The 26,257-nt window shown below is 59.7% G+C and carries 20 protein-coding genes and 1 tRNA gene; 9 read left to right on the top strand and 12 right to left on the bottom strand.

From position 1 onward, the window contains the following. Position 1: 1 nt before the first annotated feature. From atpF to ACYQ2I_RS06260, 5 genes are all read right to left on the bottom strand, one after another. Positions 2-661, bottom strand: a complete 660-nt coding sequence (atpF, locus tag ACYQ2I_RS06240; RefSeq protein WP_460166143.1) for a F0F1 ATP synthase subunit B — start codon at positions 659-661, stop codon at positions 2-4. Positions 662-859: 198 nt separating this feature from the next. Continuing rightward, complete coding sequence (gene atpE, locus ACYQ2I_RS06245; protein ID WP_460166144.1) at positions 860-1,216, bottom strand: ATP synthase F0 subunit C; 357 nt, start codon at positions 1,214-1,216, stop codon at positions 860-862. Positions 1,217-1,349: 133 nt separating this feature from the next. Then, the gene (gene atpB, locus ACYQ2I_RS06250; protein ID WP_460166145.1) at positions 1,350-2,186 is read right to left on the bottom strand and encodes a F0F1 ATP synthase subunit A; all 837 of its coding nucleotides are present in this window, start codon (positions 2,184-2,186) and stop codon (positions 1,350-1,352) included. Positions 2,187-2,237: 51 nt separating this feature from the next. Further along, the gene (locus tag ACYQ2I_RS06255; RefSeq protein ID WP_460166146.1) at positions 2,238-2,477 is read right to left on the bottom strand and encodes a hypothetical protein; all 240 of its coding nucleotides are present in this window, start codon (positions 2,475-2,477) and stop codon (positions 2,238-2,240) included. Positions 2,478-2,717: 240 nt separating this feature from the next. Further along, entirely contained in the window at positions 2,718-3,050 is a 333-nt protein-coding gene (locus ACYQ2I_RS06260) for an AtpZ/AtpI family protein (protein ID WP_460166147.1), read from the bottom strand. An 877-nt stretch (positions 3,051-3,927) separates the two neighbouring features. On the opposite strand from ACYQ2I_RS06260, the gene ACYQ2I_RS06265 reads away from it, so the two are divergent. The 6 genes from ACYQ2I_RS06265 (at position 3,928) to ACYQ2I_RS06290 (ending at position 12,214) form a co-directional block, all read left to right on the top strand. After that, entirely contained in the window at positions 3,928-5,145 is a 1,218-nt protein-coding gene (locus ACYQ2I_RS06265) for a DUF4912 domain-containing protein (protein WP_460166148.1), read from the top strand. Between the two features lie 332 nt (positions 5,146-5,477). Next, positions 5,478-6,266 carry a UvrB/UvrC motif-containing protein gene (locus tag ACYQ2I_RS06270; protein WP_460166149.1) on the top strand — a complete coding sequence of 263 codons (789 nt, stop codon included), beginning with the start codon at positions 5,478-5,480 and terminating at the stop codon, positions 6,264-6,266. Positions 6,267-6,494: 228 nt separating this feature from the next. Further along, positions 6,495-7,457, top strand: a complete 963-nt coding sequence (locus tag ACYQ2I_RS06275; protein ID WP_460166150.1) for a bifunctional riboflavin kinase/FAD synthetase — start codon at positions 6,495-6,497, stop codon at positions 7,455-7,457. A gap of 80 nt (positions 7,458-7,537) precedes the next feature. Continuing rightward, entirely contained in the window at positions 7,538-8,575 is a 1,038-nt protein-coding gene (locus ACYQ2I_RS06280; protein ID WP_460166151.1) for a DHH family phosphoesterase, read from the top strand. Between the two features lie 483 nt (positions 8,576-9,058). Beyond that, entirely contained in the window at positions 9,059-9,631 is a 573-nt protein-coding gene (locus tag ACYQ2I_RS06285) for a QcrA and Rieske domain-containing protein (protein ID WP_460166152.1), read from the top strand. Positions 9,632-9,691: 60 nt separating this feature from the next. Further along, entirely contained in the window at positions 9,692-12,214 is a 2,523-nt protein-coding gene (locus ACYQ2I_RS06290) for a cytochrome b N-terminal domain-containing protein (RefSeq protein ID WP_460166153.1), read from the top strand. Between the two features lie 186 nt (positions 12,215-12,400). Here the strand turns inward: ACYQ2I_RS06290 and ACYQ2I_RS06295 are convergent, their stop codons facing one another. Then, positions 12,401-12,898 (bottom strand): Fur family transcriptional regulator, encoded by a 498-nt coding sequence (locus ACYQ2I_RS06295; RefSeq protein WP_460166154.1) that lies wholly within the window; start codon positions 12,896-12,898, stop codon positions 12,401-12,403. Next, positions 12,895-13,176, bottom strand: a complete 282-nt coding sequence (locus ACYQ2I_RS06300) for a flagellar biosynthesis anti-sigma factor FlgM (RefSeq protein ID WP_460166155.1) — start codon at positions 13,174-13,176, stop codon at positions 12,895-12,897. The genes ACYQ2I_RS06295 and ACYQ2I_RS06300 overlap by 4 nt, the downstream gene beginning before the upstream one ends. Before the next feature lie 1,127 nt (positions 13,177-14,303). On the opposite strand from ACYQ2I_RS06300, the gene ACYQ2I_RS06305 reads away from it, so the two are divergent. The 3 genes from ACYQ2I_RS06305 to ACYQ2I_RS06315 all read left to right on the top strand — a co-directional run bounded on the left by ACYQ2I_RS06305 (position 14,304) and on the right by ACYQ2I_RS06315 (position 18,684). Continuing rightward, positions 14,304-15,272: an EF-hand domain-containing protein gene (locus ACYQ2I_RS06305; RefSeq protein ID WP_460166156.1), complete on the top strand. Its 969-nt coding sequence runs from the start codon at positions 14,304-14,306 to the stop codon at positions 15,270-15,272. 384 nt (positions 15,273-15,656) lie between these two features. Further along, complete coding sequence (locus ACYQ2I_RS06310) at positions 15,657-17,714, top strand: right-handed parallel beta-helix repeat-containing protein (protein WP_460166157.1); 2,058 nt, start codon at positions 15,657-15,659, stop codon at positions 17,712-17,714. A 139-nt stretch (positions 17,715-17,853) separates the two neighbouring features. Beyond that, complete coding sequence (locus tag ACYQ2I_RS06315; protein WP_460166158.1) at positions 17,854-18,684, top strand: oxidoreductase; 831 nt, start codon at positions 17,854-17,856, stop codon at positions 18,682-18,684. Between the two features lie 80 nt (positions 18,685-18,764). Here ACYQ2I_RS06315 and ACYQ2I_RS06320 read toward each other — a convergent pair whose 3' ends face one another. The 5 genes from ACYQ2I_RS06320 to ACYQ2I_RS06340 form a co-directional block, all read right to left on the bottom strand. Beyond that, the gene (locus ACYQ2I_RS06320) at positions 18,765-20,519 is read right to left on the bottom strand and encodes a sulfatase (RefSeq protein WP_460166159.1); all 1,755 of its coding nucleotides are present in this window, start codon (positions 20,517-20,519) and stop codon (positions 18,765-18,767) included. 14 nt (positions 20,520-20,533) lie between these two features. After that, positions 20,534-22,459, bottom strand: a complete 1,926-nt coding sequence (locus ACYQ2I_RS06325) for a sialate O-acetylesterase (RefSeq protein WP_460166160.1) — start codon at positions 22,457-22,459, stop codon at positions 20,534-20,536. A 113-nt stretch (positions 22,460-22,572) separates the two neighbouring features. Next, the gene (locus ACYQ2I_RS06330) at positions 22,573-23,655 is read right to left on the bottom strand and encodes a sialate O-acetylesterase (RefSeq protein ID WP_460166161.1); all 1,083 of its coding nucleotides are present in this window, start codon (positions 23,653-23,655) and stop codon (positions 22,573-22,575) included. Positions 23,656-23,833: 178 nt separating this feature from the next. Further along, entirely contained in the window at positions 23,834-25,708 is a 1,875-nt protein-coding gene (locus ACYQ2I_RS06335; protein WP_460166162.1) for a rhamnogalacturonan lyase, read from the bottom strand. 361 nt (positions 25,709-26,069) lie between these two features. Beyond that, a tRNA-Ser gene (locus tag ACYQ2I_RS06340) sits at positions 26,070-26,154 on the bottom strand. Positions 26,155-26,257: the final 103 nt, after the last annotated feature.

The following is a 26,257-nucleotide window of genomic DNA, read 5'->3' on the forward strand; positions in this document are numbered from 1 at the left end:
ATCATTTCTTCCCGTTGCCGGCGGTGTTTCCTAAGTTGTTGACGGCTTTCTCGATCAAGCCGGCATCGGCTGCGGGATCGAGACGTGCCTGGATGATTTTCCCGGCCAGTTCGACGGCCAAGGCACCCGCCCGTTGGGCGACCTCTTTGACCGCCTGATCGGCCGCTTGTTCGATTTCGGCGAGCTTGCGTTGATGCTCGGCCTCGGCTTCCTGGCGAGCCTTTTCGACGATTTGGCGGGCCGTTTCATCGGCACTTTGTTTCGCTTGTTCGAGCATGTTGCGGACTTCGTTTTCCGCATCGGTCAATTTCTTGCGGTATTGCTCGAGCAGCTCTTTGGCCTCTTGGTTGGCCTTTTCGGCCGATTCGATTTCGTTACGGACGTGTTTTTCACGTGCCTCGAGTGCTTCGGCGATCGGTTTCCAAGCGAACACCCGCAACACCACCAGCACGAGCAGAAAGACGACCGCCGTCCACAAGGCCAAGTCGGTGCTCCACTCGAGCGGATTCAAAGCGCTGCCGATATCGCCGGACTCTTCGCCGTGCGCAGCCGATTCGTGCGCGGCTGCCGGACCTTCGGCTCGTACCGGAGTCGGTGTAGCCGCCCACGCACAAGCCAAACTTACCGAAATCGTTGCCAGGATCAGTATCCGCCGAAGCATTGCATCAAGCCTTTTGTCTTGAGATCGTGGCGAACCGTCGACTTCGCGTCCCGCCGGTTCCGCTCCCGCCGCCTCACACGAAGACCGACAAGCCTTCGTGTGAGAACGGCAGAACGTGTATCGACAGGAGATACGAAGCCGTTCGGCGGGGAAACGTTGCCGTTCCTCGCCGCCGTGCCGATCGCGTGATCCTCCCGCCTAGAAAATGTAGGCAAGCAAACACACGATCAACGCGAAGAACGTCACACCTTCGATCAAGGCCGCCGAAATGATCATGGCGGTTTGGATGTTTCCGGCCACCTCCGGCTGTCGCGCCATTGCGTCGACGGCCTGCGAACCGATCTTGCCGATGCCCAGGCCGGCACCGATGATCACCAAGCCGGCGCCGAACGCACCCGACAGCGAGATCAGCGTCCAGGGCGGAGCGGTGTCTTGTTGCTCGGCGGCAGCGGGTTGACCTTCGTCGGCAGCAGGCGTGGCCTCTTCGGCGAACACGGGAGCGGCCATCGCGAGGACCGCAAACACCAAGATCGCGATCTGCAGCAACTTGTTCACGGATTCGTACTCCTTATCCTTGTCGAACCAATTCGAACGTTTTTGCCCGGAAAAGGGCCGAGCGTTCCCGATCGTTTCACTTGTCGTACCGATTCGTTCTCGAAACCGTCGACGAATCGGCAATCCTTGCGGGCTAGTGCTGATGTACCGCCATGCCGATGAACAACGCCGCAAGGAACGTAAAAATGTACGCCTGAAGGAATGCCACGAACAATTCAAGCATGTTCAATGCCACTTGCAGGCCGATGCTGAAGACGGTCACGCCGAACCACAGCAGGAACATCCGCAAGGGGATCGCGGCGATGAAACCCAATATGACGGCCAATACCAAGTGACCGGCGAACATGTTGGCCATCAAACGCACAGCCAACACAGCATGTTTGATCAACAAACCGGCGACTTCGATGCCCCAGAGCATCGGTTTCAGGAAAACCGCCAACAACGGCGGCAGATCCATCTTCGGCACCAGGCCGAGCCAAAAACCGGTGATCCCGAATTCGGCCATGCCCGACCCGATCACCACCAGGAACGTAATCAGCGCCATGGCCGCGGTGACCGACAAGGCAGCGGTCGCCGATCCGGCCCAAGGAACGGCACCGAGCAGATTGCAAAACAAGAGGAAGAAAAACGTCGTCCACAAAAACGGCAGGAATCGATCGGCGTGATGCGAACCAATGGCCGGTCGCGCAACCTGATCGCGGAAATACAGCAAGACCGCTTCGAAGAAATTGGCCAGTTTGCCTCGCGGCGGTTTTCCACCTCGCAAACGCTGGGCCAGCGGGATGAAAATCACGATCATCAGCACCGCGGCGACCAGTTCCAAGACCATGAACTTGGTCAACTGGAATTCCACGTGCCCCAAGACCGGCAGATCGAAGACGAACCGAGGCAGCTCCACGTGGTAGCCGAACGGGAGATGAAACCCGTGAGCATCCTTGACGTGTTCGCCGGCCGACTTGATATCCAGCATGCTTGCGCTCCGCTGTTGGGAAATCCATGTGCAAAGCAGCGGTGGCTTGTCTCAATTTTGACGTGATCGTTCGCCGTCGGGCAGCATCACGGCCACCTCGAATACGAGGGCGATCACGTAGAAAACCAAAAGATACACCAATGTACCCAGGGCGACTAGGTCCCCAAGGATCCAGCGCCCTACTCCCAATACGGCAAAAGGAACCGTAAACCGCGGAATCATCGCGGCGACTGCCGCATAGGGGGCCGCATGCGTGGTCTGGAGACGCCCGAACAAAACGAATGCGGACACTCCACCCAAGTACACGGCACCAGCCGCCCATGCCGCCGACAGGTGGGAAAAATCGAGGGACTGCGTAAGGCGGGAAATTGGCGGGACTATCAAAACGTATACCGCGCAAATGAACAAGAGAAGCCATTTCGCTGCCGAAACAACCCCTCCGTCGCGCAGGTTGCGCCGTATTGTCCGCAATTTCCGCACGATCATTTCTGGTTCGTTCGTCGAGGAATACGCCGGATCGCGGGGGAAGGTTCATCCGGATGGCGGTTTGCGGTCTGACGGGCCAGGCTCCGTGTCGTTTTCGGCCGTCGAATTCGTGTGGTGGGGGCCGACCGGCGACGTGTGTCGGGCGGTCGCTTTCTGCTGACGCACGGCGAACGAAATAAGGGAGCTACCACCGACAAGTAATCCGATCGCCACGCCCGCCAGCAGCAACCAGGGACCGGTGTCCCAACGGCGGTCCAACCACGCCCCGAGCAGGGCCGGCAACGCCGTTTCCAACCCGATACCGACGATCGTGTAAGCGATCGACCAGCCTTGGGCCCAAGCGGCGCGATCGTCTTCGCTGTTCCGTCGCGGGATCATGCGCACGACATCTCGAAACGTGATGATTGTCAAAAACAGAACAAACGCATTTGTTGTCTTGTCGTTTGTGCTGGTCGATCGACATCTCTAGCGGCGCGTTGATTATCGGGGTTTCGCGAGTCGTGTCCAGGCGTCTGTTACGCCACGTTGTCCACGGATCGAAAAACCTGAGTGGAACAGGGCGGTGCGGTTTTGCTATCTCCCTCAACCTTGCTGGTTCGTCTGGGGGGATCGATTGACGGTCAAGTCTGGGCGTGATTTGCCAAGGGATGGGAGCCTCCCTCTGTGTCGGGGGGCAGTGCGGGTCGGGAAGGTATTGCAAGGTAGTAAAGATGAGTGGTAAATCGACGTAACTCTTTGAATGAAAAGGTGTTATGTGTTTCGGTGTGCGTGCGGCCGTTTGCGGGAAATGGTGGTCGATCGTTGCGTAGGCTGTTCGGGCGCGTTAAAATCGGAATCAAGTGATGTCCCACAGCTTCAGCGACAAGGGCGAAACTGTGGCCAGCGAGTCTTTGTCGCATTCGTCACAGTCGAACAGTTGTTTCGCGGTTTTTTGAGCAACGAGGCCTACCGACTAAGTAACGCCGCCGCGAGATGGATGTATGGTGGTCCCGCCTACCCGGCCACCTAGGAGATCTCGTGAACTGTTCGTTCGCAACGGACGCTGCGTCCTGTGATGGTCTCCGGAGACAGAGCAAGAGGCGCGTGTGCAGGCTGCATGCTCCCCGCGAATCGGCGGCATCCGGCCCCAAATTCGTGCGGGTTTGTAAGTGTGTGCGAGCGGAGATGTCGGGTTTCAAGACCCGCCCCGTCGTTTACCACCGATCGCCTACCCCCGACAACTGAATCGTGAAGCGGTCCATCGGAGGTTTTGCCCGTGACAACCGCGTCGAAATTGAAGTTGCACACCGTGAAAGACCTTGCCGAAATGGCAAAGGCCCACGGAATTCCGGGCTGGCATGCCATGCGAAAGCAGGAGCTGATCGAGGCGCTGGTCAAGGTTTCTAAACGACAAAAAGGAAGTGGAGCCTCGAAATCGTCGCGCAACGGCCGCAGTCGAAAAAACGGGCAAGTTACGGCAAACGGTAAGAACGGCAAGGCCGCGAAACGATCGGCGACCAAGAGTGCCAAAGCAGTCGCCAAGAAGGTGGAGAAATCGAAGGCGGCAACCAAGGGATCGAACGGGCGAAGCAAGTCGAAACGCAAGAATAGCGACGAGGGGTCGACTCGCGAATTGCGTGAGTTGTGGGCAAGGCTGCGAGAGGCGAAAGACCTTGCCACCGATGTCGATGAGCAGCAGCCGGCCGGGGAAGACCGGATCGCCCTGATCGTTCGTGATTCGTATTGGTTGCAGGCATATTGGGAGATCACCCAACAATCGGTCAACCGGGCTCGGGTTGCGTTGGGGCAGCATTGGCATATCGCCAAGCCTGTCTTGCGGTTGTGGAAAGTCATTCATGATGCCGCCAGCAGCCACGAACGAGAACTTGTTCAAGACATCGAAATTCACGGACGCGTCAACAACTGGTACCTGAACGTTGACGATCCTCCGCAGTCGTTCCAGGTGGATATCGGGTATCTCGTTCCCGGGGCGCGATTTTTCTCGCTGGCACGAAGCAATGTCGTGACCACTCCGCAAACCGGCTCGACGCAGTCGGCCGATTTGAACTGGGAAGGCGTCGCCGAAGACTACGAGCGGATTTACGCTCTCAGCCGGAGCGATTCACCGCACGAACAAGAACGCCTACGGGAAATCTTCGAACGGCGTCTCAAACGGCCCATGACGAAACCCATCTTGGGCCCCGTCGGTCTGGCCACCGATGAAGAATTGGGGGAACTCGAATTTCCCTTTGAGGTCGATGCCGAATTGGTGGTCAGCGGTCGTGTCGCTCCTGACTCACGGGTAACTATCAAAGGGGAACCGGTCGAGTTGGAGTCGGACGGGACCTTCTCGGTACGATTTCACCTGGCCGACCGACGCCATGTGTTGCCGATCGTTGCGCAAACCGGCGACGGCTTGCTCGAACGTACGATCGTCTTGGCGGTCGAGCGCAACACGAAGGTCATGGAACCGCTCATTCGCGAGGTCGAGTGATCTCGGCTTGCTTTCGGCGGGCATACGCGGTCGAATGGGGCGATTCTGCGCGCTCACATGCGCGTCCCATACCGGTTGAAGAACTCCTCTCGGATTTTGTTTTTTGACGCGATTGCCGGTTTTCTCCGTGTTTGCGGCGAATGCTCGTAAATAATCTGTGAAATTTCAGGAAAACGCCGTCGTCCGTCCCTGTGAACGGATCGCAGGGTAAGTACAATCGAAACTAGTTGGTTGGTGTGCACGCGCCGGCCGAAATCTTCGCCCTTTTGTTGGACGGGGGATCGTATCAGGGGCGACAGCACGCGGGTTGAGCACGAGGAGCGTCGGACTCGATGTCGGACGACATTAGCAAGATCATTGCCGGTTGGGATTTCGATCCCGACAAGCTGAGCGTTCGCATCATTCAAGGAGACGATGGAAAAGAAAAGGTCCAGCTGCGTCTCGACTTGGGCCTGCTGCAAATGGAGATGGACGGTCGTCCCGACGGCGAGACGCCGTGCGGTTATCCGTCGTGGTTCGACTATTACCAAGCGCGTCGCGAAGAGCACGAGGTCGCGAATCCCGACGGCCCGCCCTTCGTACTCGACGACGAAGCCTGCTCGCGACTGTGGCGCGAAGCGGTTCAATATTACCACCGGTATCTGAGCCTGTGGCATCTCGAGCGGTACGAAGCGTGCGCCCGTGATACGGAGCGGAATTACCAGCTTTTCCGTTTTGTGCGCACCTATGCCGTCAGCGAAGAGAACATTGCGCAGTTCGATCAGTGGCGCCCGTATGCGGCGATGATGCACGCGAGGGCAGTGGCCAAGCCGCTGGTCGAAAAGCAGCGGATTGCCCAGGCGATCGAGGCCATCGAGGAAGGGATCGATCGAATTCGGGAATTTCTCGAAGATTACGACTTGCTCACCAAAGAGGATGAGTACCCCGAGCTCGTTCATCTGAAGAAGTGGCGCGATGAGCTTCTCGAGTCGCTGGATCAACTCGATCCCGTCGAAGGGCCGGTCGAGGATCGCCTGCCGTTGCTCCAGCGGCGTCTCCAACGCGCCGTCCACGAAGAGCGCTTCGAGGAAGCCGCTAAGATTCGGGACGAGATCCGGCGGCTGAGCAAAGTAACGCAATAGTTCCTTCACAGACGATCTCACACCGGTTTCTGCGGTTGAGATTCGCGGCTGCAACGGTCGTTTTGCGGAATGCGGCGATTGCTCCGGCGGTTCTCCGAATTCGATCGGTGACTATAATGTAACTCTTCGGACATCGGACCCTATCGTGTGCGGGAGAGAGGCGTTCGGCCGCCCCGACACTGGGGATAAGGGCGATGTCGAAGCCGAGTCGAATTCACGAGGTGCTGCGTGAGAATCGTGCGAGCGGGAAATTCGGAGGTCGATCCGAGCATTCGCCACGGCGTGGTGACGATCGGCAATTTCGACGGTGTGCATCGCGGCCACCGCGCGCTGTTGGCACGAACGCGGCAAGTGGCCGATCGGCTGGGCGGACCGGCCGTTGGCGTGACGTTCGACCCGCATCCGGCCGCCGTTCTGCGTCCGAACGAACCGATTCGGCCCCTCACATGGACCGAATTCAAGTTTGATCTCTTGGCGGAAACGGGCATCGATGCCGTGCTGGTCTTGCCCGCCGACATGACGTTGTTGAATCGCTCGGCCGAAGACTTTTTTCGGGCGGTCCTTCTCGATCGCTTGGGTGTGAAGGGCATCGTGGAAGGCGCCGATTTTCGGTTCGGCCGTGGTCGTGAAGGTGATGTGGAAACGCTACGAGCACTGGCCGCACCGCACGGTATCGTAGTGGAAGACGTGCCCGCCGTCGAAGTCGACGGCAAGCCGGTGTCCAGCTCCCGAATTCGGCAGCTCATTACCGAAGGTGCCGTTGCCGACGCCGGGCGGTTGTTGGGGCGTCCGTTTCGAACATGTGGTTTGGTCGTTCACGGGGCGGCTCGGGGGCGCACGCTGGGCTATCCGACGGCCAATCTGCAACGAGTGCGCACGATCTTGCCGCGCGAAGGCATCTACGCCGGCGCGGCGTGGGTCGAAGGTTGTCGATTACCGGCGGCCGTCAGTTTGGGAGGTAATCCGACCTTCGATGAATACTCGGTGAAGTTCGAAGTCTTCATCTTGGACTTCGAGGGTGACTTGTACGATCAATGGCTTGAAGTGGAATTCTTGGAGCGATTGCGCGACGTCGAAAAACACGACTCGGTCGAATCGTTGCTTTCGCAAATGCAAGAGGATGTCGCCGCGACGGCGTGCCTCTTCGATGAATTGTTTGGAGCCGGCAAGGCGGCCTCGGACGCCGGCTGAGAATAAATGCGGTGATTGCGAGCGGCTGATCACTCCTGCCGCACGCGGAGAGTCCGTGAATTGCAGGAAAGGGAAACACCTTGGCGGAGTCGACCAATACTCAAACGGCGGAATTGACGCTTCGCAATCCCAGCGCAATCGATTGGGAGCGGCTGTTGGGAATCTTGCGGGATCATGAGCGTTTTGTCTTGGTGACCCACATCCGCCCCGACTGTGACGCGATCGGCAGTCAGTTGGGCATGGCGATGTTGTTGGAGTCGATGGGAAAAGATGTTGCCTGTATCAACGACTTTCACATGCCGCCCCACTTGGCGTTTCTCGAAGACGGAGGACGACTGCGGAAGATCGGCGAACCGGGCACGCAAGAGACGCTCGAGGCCGCCGAAGTGCTGATCGTGCTCGACACCACGGCGTGGGCTCAATTGGGGGCGATGGGGGATCGCATTCGCAGTTTCGGCGGCAAGAAGTTGGTGATCGATCATCACGTGAGCGCCGACGATTTGGGCGCCGAGCTGTTCAAGAACACCGAGGCCGAAGCCACGGGGCGGTTGATTACCGAATTGGTTGCAGCCGCGGGCATGCAACCGACGCCGGCGATGGCGACGGCGCTGTTGTCGGCGGTCGCCACCGATACCGGGTGGTTCCGCTTTTCGTCCGTGACCGGTGACACGTATCGCGTTGCTTCGTACCTGATCGACTGCGGTGCAGCTCCCGACCGGCTCTATCGGGATTTGTACGAGAACGAGCGATTGCCTCGTTTCCGGTTGGCCGGATGTGCCATGCAGCGTGCATGCGTGGAAGAAGACGGGCGTTTGATTCACACGTACCTCACCCGCGCCGACTTCGAAGAGTGCGGCGCCGTGCCTTCCGACAGTGAAGACATCATCAACACGACCCTGTCGGTGGGCGGAACGAAAGTTGCCGTTATCTTGATCGAGCAGCCCTCCGGTGAGTTCAAAGTGAGCTTCCGAAGCCGCACGAGTCTCGATTGCAGCAAAGTGGCGGCGCGATTCGGAGGTGGGGGGCACAAGGCTGCCGCCGGTGCGACTGTTCCGGGGCCGTTGGACGATGCCCAACGAAATGTGCTTGACGCCGTGCGTGCCGCGATGCAAGAATAACCCAATCGGGTGGTGGCTTGCCGACGTTGATGACCGCCACCGATTTCGGGGCTGCGTGCGAACGATTCGGTGCGCCGTGCGTACCCAATACCAACCACACACCGACGCAATTATATTGGAGCCCCATTGATGCCCTCCGATGAGCGGTGTGTGTCCCTCCGATGATGCATTCTTAGCGAAACGGTTGATACCTTCGTACCCCAATGGGTCCTCCAATGGGGGGAAGGTTCTGGTGCGACCGATACCGGGCGAAATACCGGTACGCGCTCATGCCGTCATTCCTGATGCTTGTGGCTGTAGGAATCCGCCATCGTTTGAAAAAGCTGCCGTGTCGGGGCAGAATGGGACGGCAGCGGGAGCCAGCGAGTGTGCGGCAAGCTACCGTTGAACAGGCGAAGGACAAGCGAAACATTGCCGGACGAGCTGGAGCGGCTTTTGGCGAACTAGTGATCTGCGGCCGAACGTGATAGGGGACGAACGCGAATGAACACTGAAAAAAAGAAGCCGGAAAAGACTTGCTGTTGCACGGGAGAACCGAGGCGAGGATTCTTGGGTTGCGCCGTCGCGTGGGTGTTCGGTTTGGTCGCCTTGGTGCCGGCGGGGGTTTCGGCGTTGGCGGCCTTTTTCTCGCCCGCATTGGGAAAAGGCGGCGGCGGAACCTTCGTGCGGTTGACGACCTTGGACGAGTTGCCTGCCGACGGAACGCCCAGAAAATTCCCGGTCGTTCTCGACCAGGTCGATGCTTGGGTACGATCACGTGAACCGGTCGGGGCCGTCTATCTGCGCCGCGTGGAAGGCGATCAGGTCGAAGCGTATCAGGTGATCTGTCCGCACGCCGGTTGCTCGGTCGAGTTCATGCAGTCGGCTGAAGGCGGACAGTTTTACTGTCCGTGCCACCAAGCCCACTTCGATTTGTCGGGCAAGCGATTGGACGAAGTCTCGCCCAGTCCGCGGGATCTCGACACATTGACCGTCGAATTGCGAAACGGCAACGAAGTGTGGGTCGAATTCCAAAACTTCCAGGTCGGGGTCGCCGAGAAGAAGCCGGTGGCCTGAGCCGGTCTTCCTCCAGTCTTGCAATCGAACCGCAAACACCTATCGTCGGGAATCATATCGATGAACGTTCTGAAAACTTGGTTGGCCGATCGGTTGTGTTGTCCCAATTCCGAGGCCTGCGAATCGACGGGGCCGCGTGGTGCCTGGTGGACGCTCGGAATGTCGGTGACGGCATTCTTGCTGTGCGGACAGGCGATTACCGGATTCGTCTTGTGGGCCTATTACAGCCCTAGTGCTCAAACGGCGTGGGAGAGCGTCTACTTCATTCAATACGAGGTACCGTTGGGCTGGCTCGTGCGCGGAATCCATTACTGGGCCGCTCAGGTGCTGGTCGGATGGTTGGGGCTTTACGTCACATGGTTGATCATTCGCGGCCTCGTGCGGGCGCCGCGCGAATTCGTCTATTGGACCGCACTGTTCTTGGGCCTGTTTGCCTTGGGAGCGTGTCTGACGGGCGATTTGTTGGCGTGGGACCAAGAGGCCTACGCGGCGACGAAAACCCGCGTGAGCTTTCTCAATCTGTTGCCTGAAGTAGGGGACGAACTGTTCCGCATCGCCGCCGGCGGTCCGCAGATGGGCTCGGCGACGCTGACACGATTCTTCGCGTTGCACGTGGCCGTGTTTGCGGGCGGTCTGATCGCCCTCTTCCTTTTGCACGCGTGGACCTCGCGGCTGGCTGCCGTGCCGCGAACAGCGTATCCCGAGACGCGTCGACGCAAGGGATTTCACCCGGTGTTGCACGGCGCGGCTTGTATTGTGACCTGCGCCGTCGTGTTGGGGTTTGTCTTCGCGCCCGCGGCGAAAGACAAGTCGGTCTTGGAACAACCCGCGATGCATTTGGGGGCCGATCTGGGGTCTCCGGCAGATCGCAATCCGGCTAACTTCTACGCGGGTGCGCGTCCCGAATGGTCGTTCCGGGGCCTATACGGTTTCTCGAACGCGTTCCCCGGCGAGCTGAAGATCTTGCCGATCTTCGTGATTCCCTCGATCGTGATGGTCTTGTTCCTGCTGATGCCGTTCGTGGGACGACTTGACCTGGTGGGGTATTTGTTCAATTTGGCGGTGTATCTCGTCGTGCTCGTCGGGTTGGCGTATTACTCATATGTGGCCTGGAGCCACGATTGGCACGACGAAGATTACTATGCCTCGGTCGCGGCCGAGGAAGCTCAGGCCGAACGAATCGTGGAACTCATTCAGGGCAGGCAGGGCATTGCGCCCGACGGCGCTCTGGCGATGCTCAAACGCGATCCGAAATTGCAAGGTCCGAAGCTGTACGATCAGCAGTGCGTCAGTTGCCACAACTGGACGCCCGAGGATGAATCGCAAGCGATGACCAGCGACAATCCGAGCGCTCCCGACCTGTACGGCTTCGGCACGCGAGCATGGATCGAGAAGTTGTTCGATCCCGAACACATCGCTTCGGATCGCTACTTCGGCAACACGAAGTTTGCGACCGGCATGATGGTTCGCTACGTACAAGACAAGTTCGGCGACGTGCCCGAAGAAGATCAGGATGCCATCATCGAAGCGTTGGTCGCCGAGGCAGGGCTGTCGAAGGAACCGTTGGACGAAACCCTCGTCGCCCGCGGCCGCGAGCTGATCGCCGGTCCGGAATGTGCCCGCTGCCATCGCTACCGCGGGAACGGGCCGGTGGGGGCTGCACCGGATCTGACGGGTTACGGTTCGCGGGAATGGTTGCTCGGCATGATTGCCGATCCGGCTCACTCGGCGTTCTATTCCGCTCGGAATGATCGGATGCCCGTCTACGTCGAAGACCCTGCCGCACCCGAAAAGAACCGATTGTCGGTCGGTCAGGTCGCCGTGCTGGCCGATTGGCTCCGCGGCGATTGGTACGAACCTGCCGAGCAGGAAGCGACGGAAGAAACGCCTTCTTCCTCGGTGAAGCCTGCCTTACTGGCTTTGGGAGAATGGGAAGGCCGCAAGGTCGAGGTGCCCCCTATGCCCGAGGCCCCGGAAGAGCAAGGACGTTGGTTGTTCGAGACCGCCGGTTGTGCCGTATGCCATCCCCACACGGGGACGGCTGACGGCGACATCATGCCTGCGCATCCTGTGGCCCCCGACTTGGGTGGGTTTGCTACCGAAGACTGGATTCGCGGCTTTCTGGATCGAAAACAAATCGACGGGCCGAAATACTTCGGGAATACGGCGTTCGCCGAGGGAGACATGGTCGACTTCGTGCAAGGGAGCCTGCGCGAGTTGATCGACGACATCGGTGACGATGTGTTCGACGAACTCATTGCCGCCCTGGCGGCCGAGGCGAAGAAAGGCCCCAATCCCGAGCCGCCCGACGAAGATACCATGTACCTCTTCGAGGACTTTACCTGCATAGATTGCCACAAATTCTACGAAGAGGGCGACGGCGGCCCCGATTTGACCGGGTACGGTTCGGTCGCCTGGCTGAAGGGAATCATCGCCGATCCGACCCATTCGCGGTATTACGGGAACTCGAACGATGCAATGCCGTCGTACGCGGGCTCGGAAGATCCGGCCAAGAACATGCTGACCGACGAGCAAATCGACATCTTGGCGAAGTGGCTGCTCAAGCCGGCCCTGGCGAAATAAACGCCGAGCCAAGACGCTGCAACGGCAATCACCCGCCTCGGACGTACATGCTGAGGCGGGTTTTTGTATGGGGATTCATGACCTCGAGCGCGGCGACCTTCGATACCGGCCATGTTGCAGCTCGGCGGGATCGAGAAGCTGCGTTGTCGACAAGCGGCAAAGCCGAGAGTCGTGATGCAAAATGCACTACACGGGAGGGCGAGGTTCCGGCTGTCTTGCGCATTCAGCACAGATGCCGGTAATCAGCATCCGGTGACCGTCCGATTCGAACGCGTGCGCGCGGCTGACCTCGTTACGCAGTCGGCTTAGACGCTCGTCGTGGAACTCGATCAGGCGATGGCAACGTCTGCAATAGAGGTGGTCGTGTTCGGGATAACCGAAGTCGTGTTCGTAGATGCTCCGGCCCCGCAGGATCATCTTTCGTAAGAGTCCCGCTTCGACCAGTTCGTTCAGCGTGCGGTAGACGGTCGGACGACTGACTTCCCGCTTCTTCATGGAGTCCTTCAGGTGCTCCATGAGTTCTTCGGCGTCGAAATGATCGTGGTGACTGAAGATCATTTCGACGATCAGACGTCGCTGGGCGGTCATTCGTCGCCCGCGAGCACGCAAGTATTCGGCAAGCCGGGCGATCGGCTCACCGGCGGAATCTGTCGTCTGAGATGGTTGTTGCCGTTCCGAACTCACCCGATCTCGTCCAGAAGTCTCTCAATGGCGATGTCCAGCTTCTCAGGCGTTTCGTAGGTGCCGTTGGCGATTTCGGCCCGAATCTGCTCGATGAGTTCCATGCGCATTTCGGGAATCTCGTTCACCTTGTCCAGCAGTTGGGCGGTGTCCGAGATTTGCAACTCGTCCTGAATCGGTGCCGAGTTGCCGTCGATCGGCTGCGGCTTGGTCGGTCGATTTGCGTGCGGGCCCGTGATTCCCTGCGGACCGTGCAAATAGTTCGGACCGTAAATCTGCATGATGAAATCTCCTCTGCGACGAAGGGAGCCGTTGTTGCCGAAAAGATGCGTTCCGTGGACCGGCCCGGTCGTCTCGCTGGGGCCGACTCTTCGCAACGACGATGCCGCCTTATACGGCGTCACCGTTGCGATAACCTGATCGGGTAAGGTTTTTCGGCACGCCGGTGCCGACTTCCTTGTCGTGGAACAACTCACCTTCGTGTACTGTAACTATAGCCCAAGTTGCAAGTTGTCGCCATAGCAGCCCTTTTGTGCAGGCCGCACCTCGAACGAAGCATCCGTACCCGGCCGATATTTTGTGGATTTGCCTGTGTTGCCAGGCTTGCGTCTTTTGCCTCAAGGCGTATCCGATGCCGGGCTGCGAGTCGTGGTCCCATGAATGGACACGACCCAAGTTTGCGGGAACTCCTTTTTCCCGCAGGCACGGCTTGCATGCGTCTATTCGACCTCTTCGCAACCGCCAATTCACAAAAGGGTTGCGGCAGCGCGTCGTATCAAACGACGGTTCCCTGACGGACGCACCGTCTGTTCCCGTTGCTTGCTTGAAAACCGGACGGGCAAGGTTTGCACGGCAAACCGGTGGCCGTGGTGAATCCGATTGGGGACGCTCCGCCCGCTTGCCCGCAAGAGGTGATTCGCGCCTCCTGTTCCGGCTTTGTGTTCCGTGCTGCCGGTGCGGGTTTCGAATGGCTTGCGGGCAGTGCCGGTTCGGAGTGAGCGTTCGCCGTTTCGTTGCAGATAGCGAAGCGATCGTTTCAAACATTGCCGTCGAAGCCTCCATGCTCAGCACTTACCTTTCCGGATAACTGTACGGATGTTCTGGTTCTCGGTTCGCGCCGGATAGGCAGATTTTTTCCGATTCCGGGCGAATCGGGAGCTCGTGAAGCGCTCTCTAACCAGATGAGACGATCGCGATTGCAACAAAAAAACGAATGATCCGGCGAAACCACCGCCGTCGGTGGTGGTTGGATGTATTGGACAGAGAAGGGTCACGTGACGATCTCTCCGCGACCGGGCTCCACGTGGGCCGATTGTTCAGGGACGCGTCTTCTGAAGCTTTTCTCGGATTTCACGACGCCGACTAGGCGTCGACCGATGGTACGGTTCTTTTCGAAGGAGGTAGGCGTATGCGTTTGCGCATCTTGTTGGCATTGGCGGTGACGTGCGGCTTCGGGCTGTGCAATGCCGCAGCCGCTTCAGCTCAGGACGGTCCGCCGCGGCCCGACCGACCGTCCCCCCCGATGATGTTCAAACACCTGGACAAGAACGGCGACGGCGTCCTTTCACAGGACGAAATCCCGGAACGGTTGAAACAGGCGGCGAAGGAGCTTTTGGCCAAGGCGGATCAGAACGGTGACAAGAAACTGGATCCGCAGGAATTCGGCGGTTTGGTGCGTCGCCTGGCAGCCGAACGCGGTGGTTCCGGTGGTCCGCCGAAACGTCCCGAGGGTGGAGCGGAAGGTCCGAAGGGACCGCAAGCCGATCGTCGTCCCGGGCCTCCGATGGGGCCGCCGGAACGCGGGATGGGGCCGCGCGATGGGGAACCCGGTCGTCCTCTGTTTGCCGGTCGGCGACCGCCGATGGGCCCCGAGGCAAAGGGCGATCGGCCCGAGCCGTGGTCGCGTGGAAAGGATGACGACGCCGGTACGCGTCCGCCGCGACCGTTCGGTCCACCGGAAGGCAAGTGGGGCAAGAAGCCCGGTCCGGGGCCGTGGGCCCCTCCGCAATTCGGACACCGTCCCGGTTTTGGTCGCCCGGGTGGACCGCAAGGCCCGGGATGGATGCCGCATCGGCCGTTCGGGCCGCCGCGTGGTCCAATGGCCGGCCGAGTGCCCTGGGGGCGTGGTCGGCCCGATATGAAGGGACGGCCGCCTTTCGCAGGTAAAGGGCACGGACCGGCTGTCGCCGCCAAGGGCAAGGCCCCCGGGGCGAAGGGCAAGTGTCCCAAGACCGCCGCGAAACGGCCGACGCCTCCGCGGAAGGGCCCCAAAGCGGTCGCAAAGCGGCCGGGTTCGCGAGATCACGGGCCGAAGGGGACGCACGGTCGTCCTGCTCACCCGCAAAAACGGCACGGACCGCCCGTCAAGCGCGGATGATTTGCGGGAGATTTTTGCGAAACCGATCGCCCCTCGACGGGGTTGATGGAGATAGTCGGTTTCGTACCGAACGATAAGCATGGGACACCACCAGCCCGCGCTGGTTTGTTCCCGGCGGACTTTCCTTGCGGAAGGTTCGTCGGGACTCTTTTTTTGCGCGATCGTTTTGTCGGTGATGTCGACAATTCTACGAGGCAATCGAGGGCGGCATCTGTCGAGAATCCGGCAAATCGATCGAGCTTTGTTGGTGACGTCTTGAGTAGCCTCTGTGTTCAAGCCAGAATGCCGGACACGTGATACCTTCCGGCGATTCGGCGGCTGAATCGCCGCGTCCCCCCGCAGACTCCCACCGTTTTGTATCCCGCCTTGAAGAGGAGGAGTGCCGTGTCGTTCCGCGTAGGAAGCTTTGGGGGAATCGTGTGTTGTGTCGTGATGTCGATCGGGATCGCGTCGTCTCCGGTGGCTCAGGGAGAACAAGGGACGCTGCAAATTCACGTGGCCGTCGACGGCGACGATCATGCCGCGGGTACGGCCGAAGCACCGTTGGCGAGCCTGGAGGCTGCCCGCGATCTCTTGCGGGAACTCAAACCTCGAAACGGTGCCGTCGTATGGTTGCACGGCGGACGGTATGTGCGGACACATGCATTCGAATTGACGGCAAATGATTCCGGCCGGCCCGACGCGCCCATCATCTACAAGGCCGTGCCGGGCGAAACGGTGATCCTCGACGGAGGACGTCGCCTCGATGCGGCGGTGTTTCTTTCGGTAAGCGACGAGTCGGTAGTGGCGCGGTTGCCCGAGAACGCCCGCGACCGCGTGGTGTATGCCGATTTACACAAGCTCGGTATCGACGACTTGGGCCGCTTCGGCCCTCGTGGCTTTGGACGTCCGACGTTTCCTGCGCCGCCGGAATTGTTCATCGACGGCAAGCCGATGCAAATCGCCGTGTGGCCGAATCCCGGGGAACCGTGGATTCCCTTGGGTGAAGTCTTGGACAAAGGCAGCGTGCCGCGGCGAGGGGAGACCGACAACCGGCCCGGCGTGTTTCGGTACGTCACTCCGCGCGCCGAGCGATGGGTGCAAGCAGAAGACCTTTTTGTCCAGGGGTTCTTTGCGTGGGGATACGCCGAAGACACCGTCGGCATTGCCCGCATCGATACCGAACAGGGCACCTTCACCACCGACGGTCCGCACTTGTACGGGTTCGGCGGCGGTCGCCAGCCCAATTTGTGGGTGTGGCGAGCGGTCAACCTGCTGGAAGAAATCGACCTGCCCGGTGAATACTACATCGATCGTAAGCGCGGGCGCGTGTACCTTTTGCCCCCGGGACGGCTCGACGAAGCCGCGATCTGGATTTCGCTCTTGGACGAGCCGTTCATCGAAGCGAAAGGGATTGCACATGTGCGGTTCGATGGAATCGTGTTCGAGTATGCCCGTGGAAACGGTATGCGGTTCGACGATGTCGAGGACGTCGAAGTCGTCGGGTGCACGTTACGAAACCTGGGGTTGATGGGCATCTCGATGGTCGGGACACGCTGTCGTGTGCGTTCGTGCGACGTGTACCAAACCGGTGCCGGAGGGGTACGCATCAGCGGGGGCGATCGGCCGCGTCTCGTGCCGGGAGAAAATTGCGTTGAAAACTGCGAGATTCATCACGTGAACCGATGGTATCGCAACTATCGCCCCTGCGTGGCCGTCAGTGGTGTGGGTAATGTTGTGCGTCACAATCATTTGCACGATTGTCCCGGGCAGGCGATCACAATGGCGGGAAACGATCACCTGATCGAGTTCAATCACATTCATCATGTCGTGGGTGATATGTCGGATCAGGGAGCGATCTACATGGGGCGGAATCCCTCCGACGCGGGCAACGTGTTCCGTTACAACTATTTCCACCACACGGCGAGCACCCACGAAAAGAGTTACGGCAATTCGGCGATCTTTTTCGACGACGGCGACAGCGGGCAAATCGTCGTAGGAAATGTCTTCTACCGGACCGGGCGCAACGGGGCCGTCAAATACCATGGCGGGTTATACAATACCTTTGCCGGAAACATCGTGATCGACTGCGATCGGACGGTGACGTATCAACTGTGGGACCAAGAGCGGTGGGACGCGTTCCTGGCCGACGAGAACATGCAGCGACGGCTCTTCCACGAGGTGGACATCCGAAAACCGCCGTTCAGTACGCGCTACCCTCACTTGAAGAAGCTGTTTGACGAACCGTATTCCCGCGAGACGCACATCGAAGAACGGAACTACGCGACGACGGCCGACGATCCCTTGTTCGTCGACGGAGAGAACGGCGACTTTCGCGTCCGCGATTGGAACGCTCTCGCGGATAGAGTACCGGGATTCGAACCGATTCCGCTGGAGAAGATCGGGCCGTATCGCGATGCTTACCGACGCAAGGTGATGCCCGTGTGGGGGCCGGGTAACTAAGCTTCAAAACGACGAACGCCGATTCGCGGCTTTTCCCCGCACTGGATGTTTCGCTCGATTCACGATACGATTCCCGCAGACGGCCGTCGGGCCGTGGTCGAGGGAGTGTCGTTCGTGAAAGCGATTTGGGGAAGGACGTATGGATACGCGAGTGGCCTGGGTGACCGGGGCATCGGCGGGCATCGGAAGAGCGGTTGCCGCGGCGCTGACGGATGCCGGTTTTCATGTGTACGCCTCGGCGCGGCGCACGGCACGGTTGGCCGAGCTGGAATCGGCGAGGATCACTCCTTTACCCTTGGATGTTACCGATCCCGACGCCGTCGTTCGGGCCGCTTCGCAAATCGAACAGGAGCGAGGACGGATCGACGTTTTGGTGAACAATGCCGGTTACGGGCTCTACGGTACAATCGAAGGATGTTCCGAAGAGGAAATCCGCCGCCAATTCGACGTCAACGTGTTCGGATTGGGACGTGTGACCCGGGCGGCTTTGCCGATCATGCGGCGGCAAGAGGCGGGCAGGATCATCAACATCGCCTCGGTGGTCGGCAAGCTCGCGCTGCCGTTCGCCGGTTGGTATTCGGCGACCAAGCACGCCGTCGAAGCGATCTCGGACGCCCTGCGCCTCGAAACGTCGCCGTTCGGCATTCGCGTGATCGTGATCGAACCGGGAGCAATCAAGACGGAATTCGACGAGACGGCGCTCGCCAAGCTTGACGCTTCGCCCGATCCGGAAGTGTACGGGCGCGCCAAGAGCGGTTTTCGCAGCGCGATCGAAGATGCCTATCGTAAGGCGCCGGGCCCTGAAGTGGTCGCGAAAGCAGTCGTTCATGCGGCTACGGCACGGCGCCCCCGTCGTCGTTATGCGGTTCCCGCCGATGCGAAAGCCCTGATGATCGCCCGCCGCATCTTGACCGACGGGATGTTCGACCGAATTCTGCTTCGCGTCTTGCGGCTACGGAATCGCGGTTGATCAACGCAACAGCGGTGTTGCCGAGACATCGTCCGGGCGTCTTTGCAATCTGAAGATCGCCGGGAGGCGGTACCGGCAGACTACGGTGCCGCAGCGTTTTTTCCATCACGCATGCGGAAGAGCAGGGCACGCAGTTCCGCTTTTTGCGATGCATAGGCCGGATCGTCGGCTAGGTTCGTCCATTCATGCGGATCGTTATCGTGGTCGTAGAGTTCTTCGGCACCGTTGTTGTAGAGGATGTATCGCCAACGCCGTGTGCGGACCGACCAGTGTTGCTTCGCCGGATCGTTCTTCGATTCGGGGCCGGCATAAACCATCGTCAATGCCCCGGGTGGTCCGTCCCATTCGGTCGTCGCCGGGTTTTCCAGGAAGGGACGCAGGCTGTAGCCGTCGAGCGGATGGCCTTTTTCATTCTTGCGGTTATCGCCGGTCAAATTACACAAATCGGCCAATGTGGGATACAAATCGATCAGCGCCACGGGATGCTCGACGATTCCCCCGGGAACCGTAACGCCGGGTGCGCGAATGACGAGTGGGACTCGCGTGCTTTCTTCCCAGAGCGAGTTCTTGAACAGGTAGTCTTTTTGCCCCATCGTCCATCCGTGGTCGCTGGTGACGACGATGATCGTGTTGTCGCGTAACGGACTGTTGTCGACGGCCTCGACGACCTCGCCGATGCACTCGTCGACCGCCGCGATACTCGCCAGGTAAGCCTGCATGAAAGCCTTGATTCCTTCACCGCAACTCGGATAGGACTCGCACAACAGCCGGAAGTACTTCAGCCCTTTCGATTCGGGAGAGATGACCTCGGCGTAGTGGCAGTCATCAGCGTCGTGTGGTTTGATCAGCGGCAGTTGCAACCGGTCTTTGGGGAACATGTCGAAGTACTTCTTCGGCACGTGCAGCGGTGTGTGCGGCCGGATGAAGCCGACGGCTAAGAAGAACGGCCGTTGGCCGGGGGTTTCGGCGAACCGGCGAATACGTTCGGCGGCCCAGCGGGCATTCCGTTCGTCGGGGGTCGGATCACGGTCCGTCTCGCTACGATACCGGAACGGAACCGTCTTGCCCCAGGTGCCGTAAATCCAGCCTTTGGAGCCCGTGGTGTCGTCGGGATAGGGGAGGTCGGAGAGCGGGGCGAACGAACCGTCGACCGGGCCGATGCTACGGAAGGGCTCGGGTACCGACGGGTGGGCCACCCGCTCTTGTCCGTCGAAAACGAACGGACCGTAGTCGGGCTTATAGGCGTATTCGTCCCATTCTTCAACACGCACGTGGTGCATGACTTTGCCGCTACCGACGACGTAATAGCCGTTGTCGCGGAAATAATGCGACAGCGTTTTCGAATTGGCCAAGACGGGGTTCTTGAACCAATAGTCGAAGAACATGTTTCTCGACTGGTGCGGATAAATGCCCGTCAAAAAGCTCGAGCGAGACGGCGCGCAGATGGGATTGTTGCTGTACGCGTGCCGGAAGGCGACTCCGGAAGCCGCCAGTTTTTCGAGATGCGGAGTTCGTGCCTGCGGGTGACCGCCCAGAACGGTCACGTAGTCGTTGAGATCGTCGCACACGATGAGCACGACATTGGGCCGCTCCTTCGCTGCGGAAACGCATCGAGGCGAAAACGCAGCCGGGATGGCGGTCCACAAGAATAGCAGAGCGAGCGATCGGGTTCGTGAGTGAAGCATGAGGTTCTCCAGCAACGTGGGGTAGGGCGGTCGGTGGAGGGAAATCGCGACGCCGGGAAGAAGTGTATACATGGTATACACGCAGCCCGCCAATAACAAGTACCAATCGCAGCCCAACGTAACGTGAGCTGCGATCAGCTTTTCTCTCACCTTGGCGTCTGTCCTCAGTTTCCCAACGCGGCCTTCGCCTTTTCGACCAGCGGAGTCAGTTCTTCGACGGTTGCTTGAGCCGTGCGCAAGCGACGCTCCAGGTCGGCGGCTTCCAGCACTTTACGCAATCGACCGGCGATGTATCGGCGGGCCGAATCGGGCGACATGCCCTCGGGAACTTCGATTTTGACGGGCGTTTCCTCCAGGATCCAATCGTCGCTTCGCTGAGTCGCCAACGGCACACCGCGACCGTTCACGATGTTTTCCAGCGGATTCCTCGCCCACGCGTACCGGTAATGAACCGGTTCGTCTACGAAAGGACTGCGCAGCACGAGGATGTTGCGACGTTCACGAGGCTTTTGACCCTCGATCGTTTCGGTGTAGTACGTAACCTCGGCCGGATAGAAGATGCGGTCCTCACCCGCAATGGCGAAACCGAGCATTTTTCCGTCGGCATCGTCTTTTGTGCGGACGTCGGTGCTCAACGTCAGGCGAATTGTGCCGTCGACGATTTCCATCTTTTCGATCGTCGGGGGGAGCCAGAACTGCTCGGCACCGCCGCGCTGGAACACCCCGTATTGCGTCGTCAATGCCCATTTGGCGACTCGCTCGCCCGCGGGAATCTTGATCTGCGGATGGTACCAACTCTTACGCAAATCATACGTGCTCGCAAATCCGATGTTGGGATCGCCCGCATCGAAGAAGTCGCGAAACGTGCGGTACTGGGCTTCGCGGATATACGGACCGACGTCGTACATCGGTACGAGGAAGTTGTCCAACGTCTGCGGTGCACCGGCCGTGCACAGCGAGACGATGCAAAACGGCATTTGCGGATCGTCGAATGCTTTTCGCCAGGCGGTGATCATCTTGCCGAATACCTGGTAGTACATTCGCGCGCCGGCCGATCCGCTGAAGCAGTTATTGAAGCCCTGATGAAACACGGCGCCTTTGACCGCGAATCCTTCCAGCGGTCGGATCACGCCCGCATAACAATAGCCGGGACGATTGCGGTCGGCGGCCGGGCCGGGACGCAGATCGTTCGGGGGGCGGCTGTCGGGCGGAATCGGTTCGCCGCGTTCTTTGAGCGACTTGATTCGCGCTTCGTAGGCCTCGATCCGGCGTTGCAGGTCGGCCTGCGGATCGTAAGACGCGATGCGCTCGGCCCAATCCTGCAATAATGCCCGCGTTTCGGCCCCTTCGACTTGTTCGAGAACGTCGATGGGCGTCCACGTTTCGACGGTCGTGCCGCCGATCGACGTGTCGATCAGGCCAATCGGCACACCGGTCGCCATGTGCACACGTCGGCCGAACACGTACCCGATCGCCGAGAATTCGCGCACGGTTTCGGGGGTGCAGATTTCCCAGTCACCCTTGCGAAAATGCCGTTTCGACCACGAACTCCATTCGTACAACCGTTCGAAGCTGTGGACGGAATCGAACCCCTTTCCTTGCGGCGTCGTCAACAGGCGAATTTGGGGGAAATTGGCCGACGCGGCCTCGAGTTCGCCGTCGTCGACGTTGGTGATGGGAAACTCCATGTTGCTTTGGCCGCCCAACACCCACACGTCGCCGACAAGGATGTTTTCCAACGTGATCGTTTCTTCCTTGCCTCGGACGACCATCGTCTGCGGGGTTGTGTTCACCGGCACCGCGGGAAGCACGACCTCCCAAGCGCGATCCGATCCGGCTTCGGCCGTCGCTTCATGGCCGGCGAACGAGACCGTCACTTTTTCACCCGGAGAAGCCCAACCCCAGACACGGATGGGCTTGTCTCGTTGGATGACCATGTTCGTTTGGAAGATGTTGCTCACGCACAGCCCGTCGCCGATCGCCGGTACCTCGACGACGTCTTCTTTCGGCAAGTTCGGCGGAATTCCCTGGCCGAACGCGGAAGAAGCGAGAATTCCAAACAGCAAACAGACGGCAAACGAAGAACGCATTGTCGAGAGCCTTTCTTCCTTCGAAAAGGTGGGCAACACAACAGAGCCTCATGCCGATTTCGCCTGAGAAAACGGCATGAGGCAAACGGGACGACGTTTCCGCGACGTTACTTTTACTTGCCTTGTTGCAGCAATTTGACCATCGCGGCTCCCATGGCCTCGCCGACGTCCATGTACGTTTCGGCGTGCCCGTTGTAGTGGCTGTTGGAGGCGCCGCCGTGGCACAGCGGGTGCGTGTAAACGGTGGCCACGTTGCCTTTGAATTCCGGATACTTGCCCGATTCACCGTCGACAGCCAGTTGCGCGTTCAGAATGAGGCCTTCGTTACCTTCGGCTCCCTTCTCGGTTTGACCGAGTGTGGCGCAGACGAACTTGGCATCGGGCGCGTTGAAGTCCTTGCGCAACTGTTTGATGAGGTGCACCAAATTTTGTTCGTAGCGGGCGGCGTGTCCTTCGTCGTAACGATCCTTGTCGCCCTGCCACCAGAAGAAACCGGCGATTTCGTAGCCCTTGGCGCCGGGATAGTACTTGTCCAATTCGGCCAGCACGGCCTTGGCGTTGGCGACGTCGCCGTCGTATTGCATGCCGGCGTACCAGCCGATCGGCTCGGGTTCGGTTCCTTTTTCCCACTTGGACGGCGATTGTTTGTAGCCGGCGTAGACGTACGTTTTCTTTTCGCCGGTTTTCTTGTCGACGATTGTATATTCGTACGATTCGCTGCCGGGCGGAAGGAGATCCCAGCCGAGGCTGCGGTTGCCGATGCAGCTCTTCAGAATGAGGACGGGTTCGTCGAGCGCATTACCAAGGTAATGACCGATGCCCAACTCGGGGCCGATTTTGCCGCCGCTGACGGTCAGCCATTCGTTGTTGAACAACCGCATCGGCCCGGTGCCGCTCCCCATGACCCGCACGTAGCGAACGTCTTGCCGTACCGTCCAATTGCCTTGGTCGTCGACGAGATAAAGATACTTCCCCTTTTCGCGGACGGCATATTCGAGCGAACCTTCGGAATCGCCGGTCACCTTACCGGCCCCGAGCATGTTCGATTGTCCCATCAAGATAAAGACCTTGACTGGTTTCGACATGTCGGCCGGTTTGCCGTCGGGATCGGGAAGTGAGTCGGCAGCGTAACCGTGCGATCCGATTGCGATTGCAAGCGCAAGGGCAAGCCACAGAAACACGCGAAGAGACTTCATGGCATTCCTCCTCGATAGGGACCGGGGGTATTGTGCTGAGATGCCCGCGGTCGGCAAGCCGATGGGCCAGAATCCGCGGGCATGACGTCAGCGAGTATAGTTGCCGCCGCCGTCGCATGCAAAGATTCGGCAACACCGCCGTTGCAGGACTTCAGGGAGCCGTCGTCGCTCACCGTGCTTACCGCGCCGGGCGTGAGATTGTTTCCACGTGAGGTGGCGGAGGTGCGCGCATGCCTGAGCCCAGGAAAAAACCGGGATGCGGCGGCTGATTGTAGCCGACGTTCTGCCATACGATGCTCAACCGGTAGACGGGATCGTGCATCAGCGTAACAAGCCGATGCGGTGTCGGCGACACCGTGCTGAAGACGAACAAACTCGATCCATCGGCGCTGGGCCAAATGACCTCTTCTCGCCAGTCGCCGAGAATATCGGCCGACAAGCACGGATTGGCTTTCGTGCCGTTGATCGAAACGGCCCCGAATGCCGCAGCATCGAGGATCAGTTCGCTTTCCTGTGTGAGCGGGTTCCACTTGGTGATGCGTGTCCCGTCGAGTAGTTCGCGTGAAAGATCGCCGTCCCACCACACGGCAAAATTGCATTCGCGCGGTGCACGCTCGGCGATGCGCCGTCCGCGGCAATCGTAGATCCCGCGCAAGCCGCCCCCTTTGGCCCAACATTCCAAGCCGGCATGATTCGGATCGACATCGCACGCCAGGCCGCGGCCTACGTCGGGCGAGGCCAGGCCCCAGAGCACCTCGCCGGTCGCCGCATTGCGCAAATTCGCCCCAAACGGATGCGAAGGATGCTCGTGAATTCCGAACACTTCCAACCCGGGATGTTTGGGATCGATATCGGTGACGTGCAGCGCATCGCCATGCCCGAAACCGGTCGAATACAGGCCCGATCCGTCGTCGTCGATCGCACACGCGCCGTAGATGATTTCGTCACGACCGTCGCCGTCGACGTCGGCTACCGCCAAGTTGTGGTTGCCTTGCCCCATGTACTTGGTGCCCTCGGGAGCGGTGTTCGTGTCGAACTTCCATCGTCGAACGAGCCGGCCTTCGTGCAAATCCCATGCAACGACGACGATTCGCGTATAGTAGCCGCGGGCGAAGACGAGACTCGGATGCCGGCCGTCGAGATAGGCTGCGCAGGCCAGGAAACGATCCGACCGGTTTCCGTAATCGTCGCCCCAAGTTTCGACGTCGCCGCGGGGAGGATCGTAGGGAACCGAATCGCGCACCGAACCGGTCCGCCCGTCGAACACGGTCAGATACTCGCGCCCGGTGAGAATCAAGCCTTGGTCGTTGCGATAGTCGGCCTCGGGATCGCCCAGGATTCGCCCCGTGCCGTCACGTGTTCCGTCGGAAGTGCGGCACGCGACTTCGGCTCGGCCGTCGCCGTCGAAATCGTAAACCAAGAACGGCGTGTAGTGCGCTCCCTCACGAATGTTTCTGCCTAGATCGATACGCCACAGAAATTTACCTTCGAGTGTGTAGGCCTCCAGTCGGGTTCGGCCTGTCGGGCCGCGCTGGGAATTGTCTCGCGGCGTCATCTCTTGTTTGAGGACGATTTCATAATCGCCGTCGCCGTCCAGGTCGCCGACCGATGCGTCATTCGGCCGACAGCCCGATAACGTTCGCAGCGGAATGCGAAGAAAGCCGTCTTCCCAAATCACCGTCGGTGTCGATCGGGCAACGAGCGTGTTGCCGTCGAAACTTTCGACGATATAGCCGGTCGTGTTTTCAGGCGGCTTTCGGTCGATGAAGAAAGTCGGTTGGTCCGATCGACAGGTCCAGATCGGCTTGCGAGAACCATCGTTTCCAAGACGAACAACTCGGAACGTTCGAGTGTCCGGATCGTCGGCAGTGATGCGCCACGAAATCGCCACGTCGCCTTCCGGCGTGCGGATGGCCGCCGTGCCGCGGTCGAGCCGTTCGACCAGTCGCGAAAGCGGGGGCCCGGCAGATACAAAATTGCCGCCGGCGAGAACGACGAACATCAGGCCGTACACGAAAGGCAAGCGACTGAATCGGATGCGTAGCAATTGCATGGTGCGCGCCGTTGAGGCTGGAATTCGTGAGATGAACAAGAATGGCTGCTTGCAGACAAATGATTCGGCGGCGGAGTCCTGGTGAGACGGATCGCTCCTCGCGTGCGACTGACGGCGGGTAAAGAATTCGTTCGTCGAAAGCCGTCAAAACGGTTTTCTCGCAAGGTGTCCGGTCGCCATTCCCCCACAACCTGCTTCCAGCTTATTCGGAAGATGCCTGACTTGCCAATGCAGACCGGGGAGCAAGAAGGGCAAAACGCGATAACATTTGGCCTTCCGCGTGAGGGGCGTCGGGGTGTTCGGAACCGGGCGCATAAAGGCGCATAAAAAAGCCTCTGCAAACGCAGAGGCACTTTCGGAGCGGAGGGCACGGGACTCGAACCCGCAACCCCGTCACCGGGGCACCACATTTCCAGTGTGGCTGCTAACCAATTCGCGTACCCTCCAAAGGGTTGTCGCCGGTGCTGCAAATCGCTTTCCGACCAGCTGATCTACGAAGAATTATAGCTCGATCCACTTCGGCTGTCAGGACCGGAAAGAGACTTCCCG

It is taken from the genome of Thermostilla marina (assembly GCF_054657455.1).

What these genes read in the sequence shown, in the direction of transcription:
- ACYQ2I_RS06270 (WP_460166149.1), top strand. Translation starts at nt 5,478, where the DNA reads ATGTCGGACGACATTAGCAAGATCATTGCCGGTTGGGATTTCGATCCC.
- ACYQ2I_RS06290 (WP_460166153.1), top strand. Translation starts at nt 9,692, where the DNA reads ATGAACGTTCTGAAAACTTGGTTGGCCGATCGGTTGTGTTGTCCCAAT.
- ACYQ2I_RS06335 (WP_460166162.1), bottom strand. Translation starts at nt 25,708, where the DNA reads ATGCAATTGCTACGCATCCGATTCAGTCGCTTGCCTTTCGTGTACGGC.
- atpF (WP_460166143.1), bottom strand. Translation starts at nt 661, where the DNA reads ATGCTTCGGCGGATACTGATCCTGGCAACGATTTCGGTAAGTTTGGCT.
- ACYQ2I_RS06260 (WP_460166147.1), bottom strand. Translation starts at nt 3,050, where the DNA reads ATGATCCCGCGACGGAACAGCGAAGACGATCGCGCCGCTTGGGCCCAA.
- ACYQ2I_RS06325 (WP_460166160.1), bottom strand. Translation starts at nt 22,459, where the DNA reads ATGCGTTCTTCGTTTGCCGTCTGTTTGCTGTTTGGAATTCTCGCTTCT.
- ACYQ2I_RS06315 (WP_460166158.1), top strand. Translation starts at nt 17,854, where the DNA reads ATGGATACGCGAGTGGCCTGGGTGACCGGGGCATCGGCGGGCATCGGA.
- atpB (WP_460166145.1), bottom strand. Translation starts at nt 2,186, where the DNA reads ATGCTGGATATCAAGTCGGCCGGCGAACACGTCAAGGATGCTCACGGG.
- ACYQ2I_RS06300 (WP_460166155.1), bottom strand. Translation starts at nt 13,176, where the DNA reads ATGCAGATTTACGGTCCGAACTATTTGCACGGTCCGCAGGGAATCACG.
- ACYQ2I_RS06330 (WP_460166161.1), bottom strand. Translation starts at nt 23,655, where the DNA reads ATGAAGTCTCTTCGCGTGTTTCTGTGGCTTGCCCTTGCGCTTGCAATC.
- ACYQ2I_RS06305 (WP_460166156.1), top strand. Translation starts at nt 14,304, where the DNA reads ATGCGTTTGCGCATCTTGTTGGCATTGGCGGTGACGTGCGGCTTCGGG.
- ACYQ2I_RS06285 (WP_460166152.1), top strand. Translation starts at nt 9,059, where the DNA reads ATGAACACTGAAAAAAAGAAGCCGGAAAAGACTTGCTGTTGCACGGGA.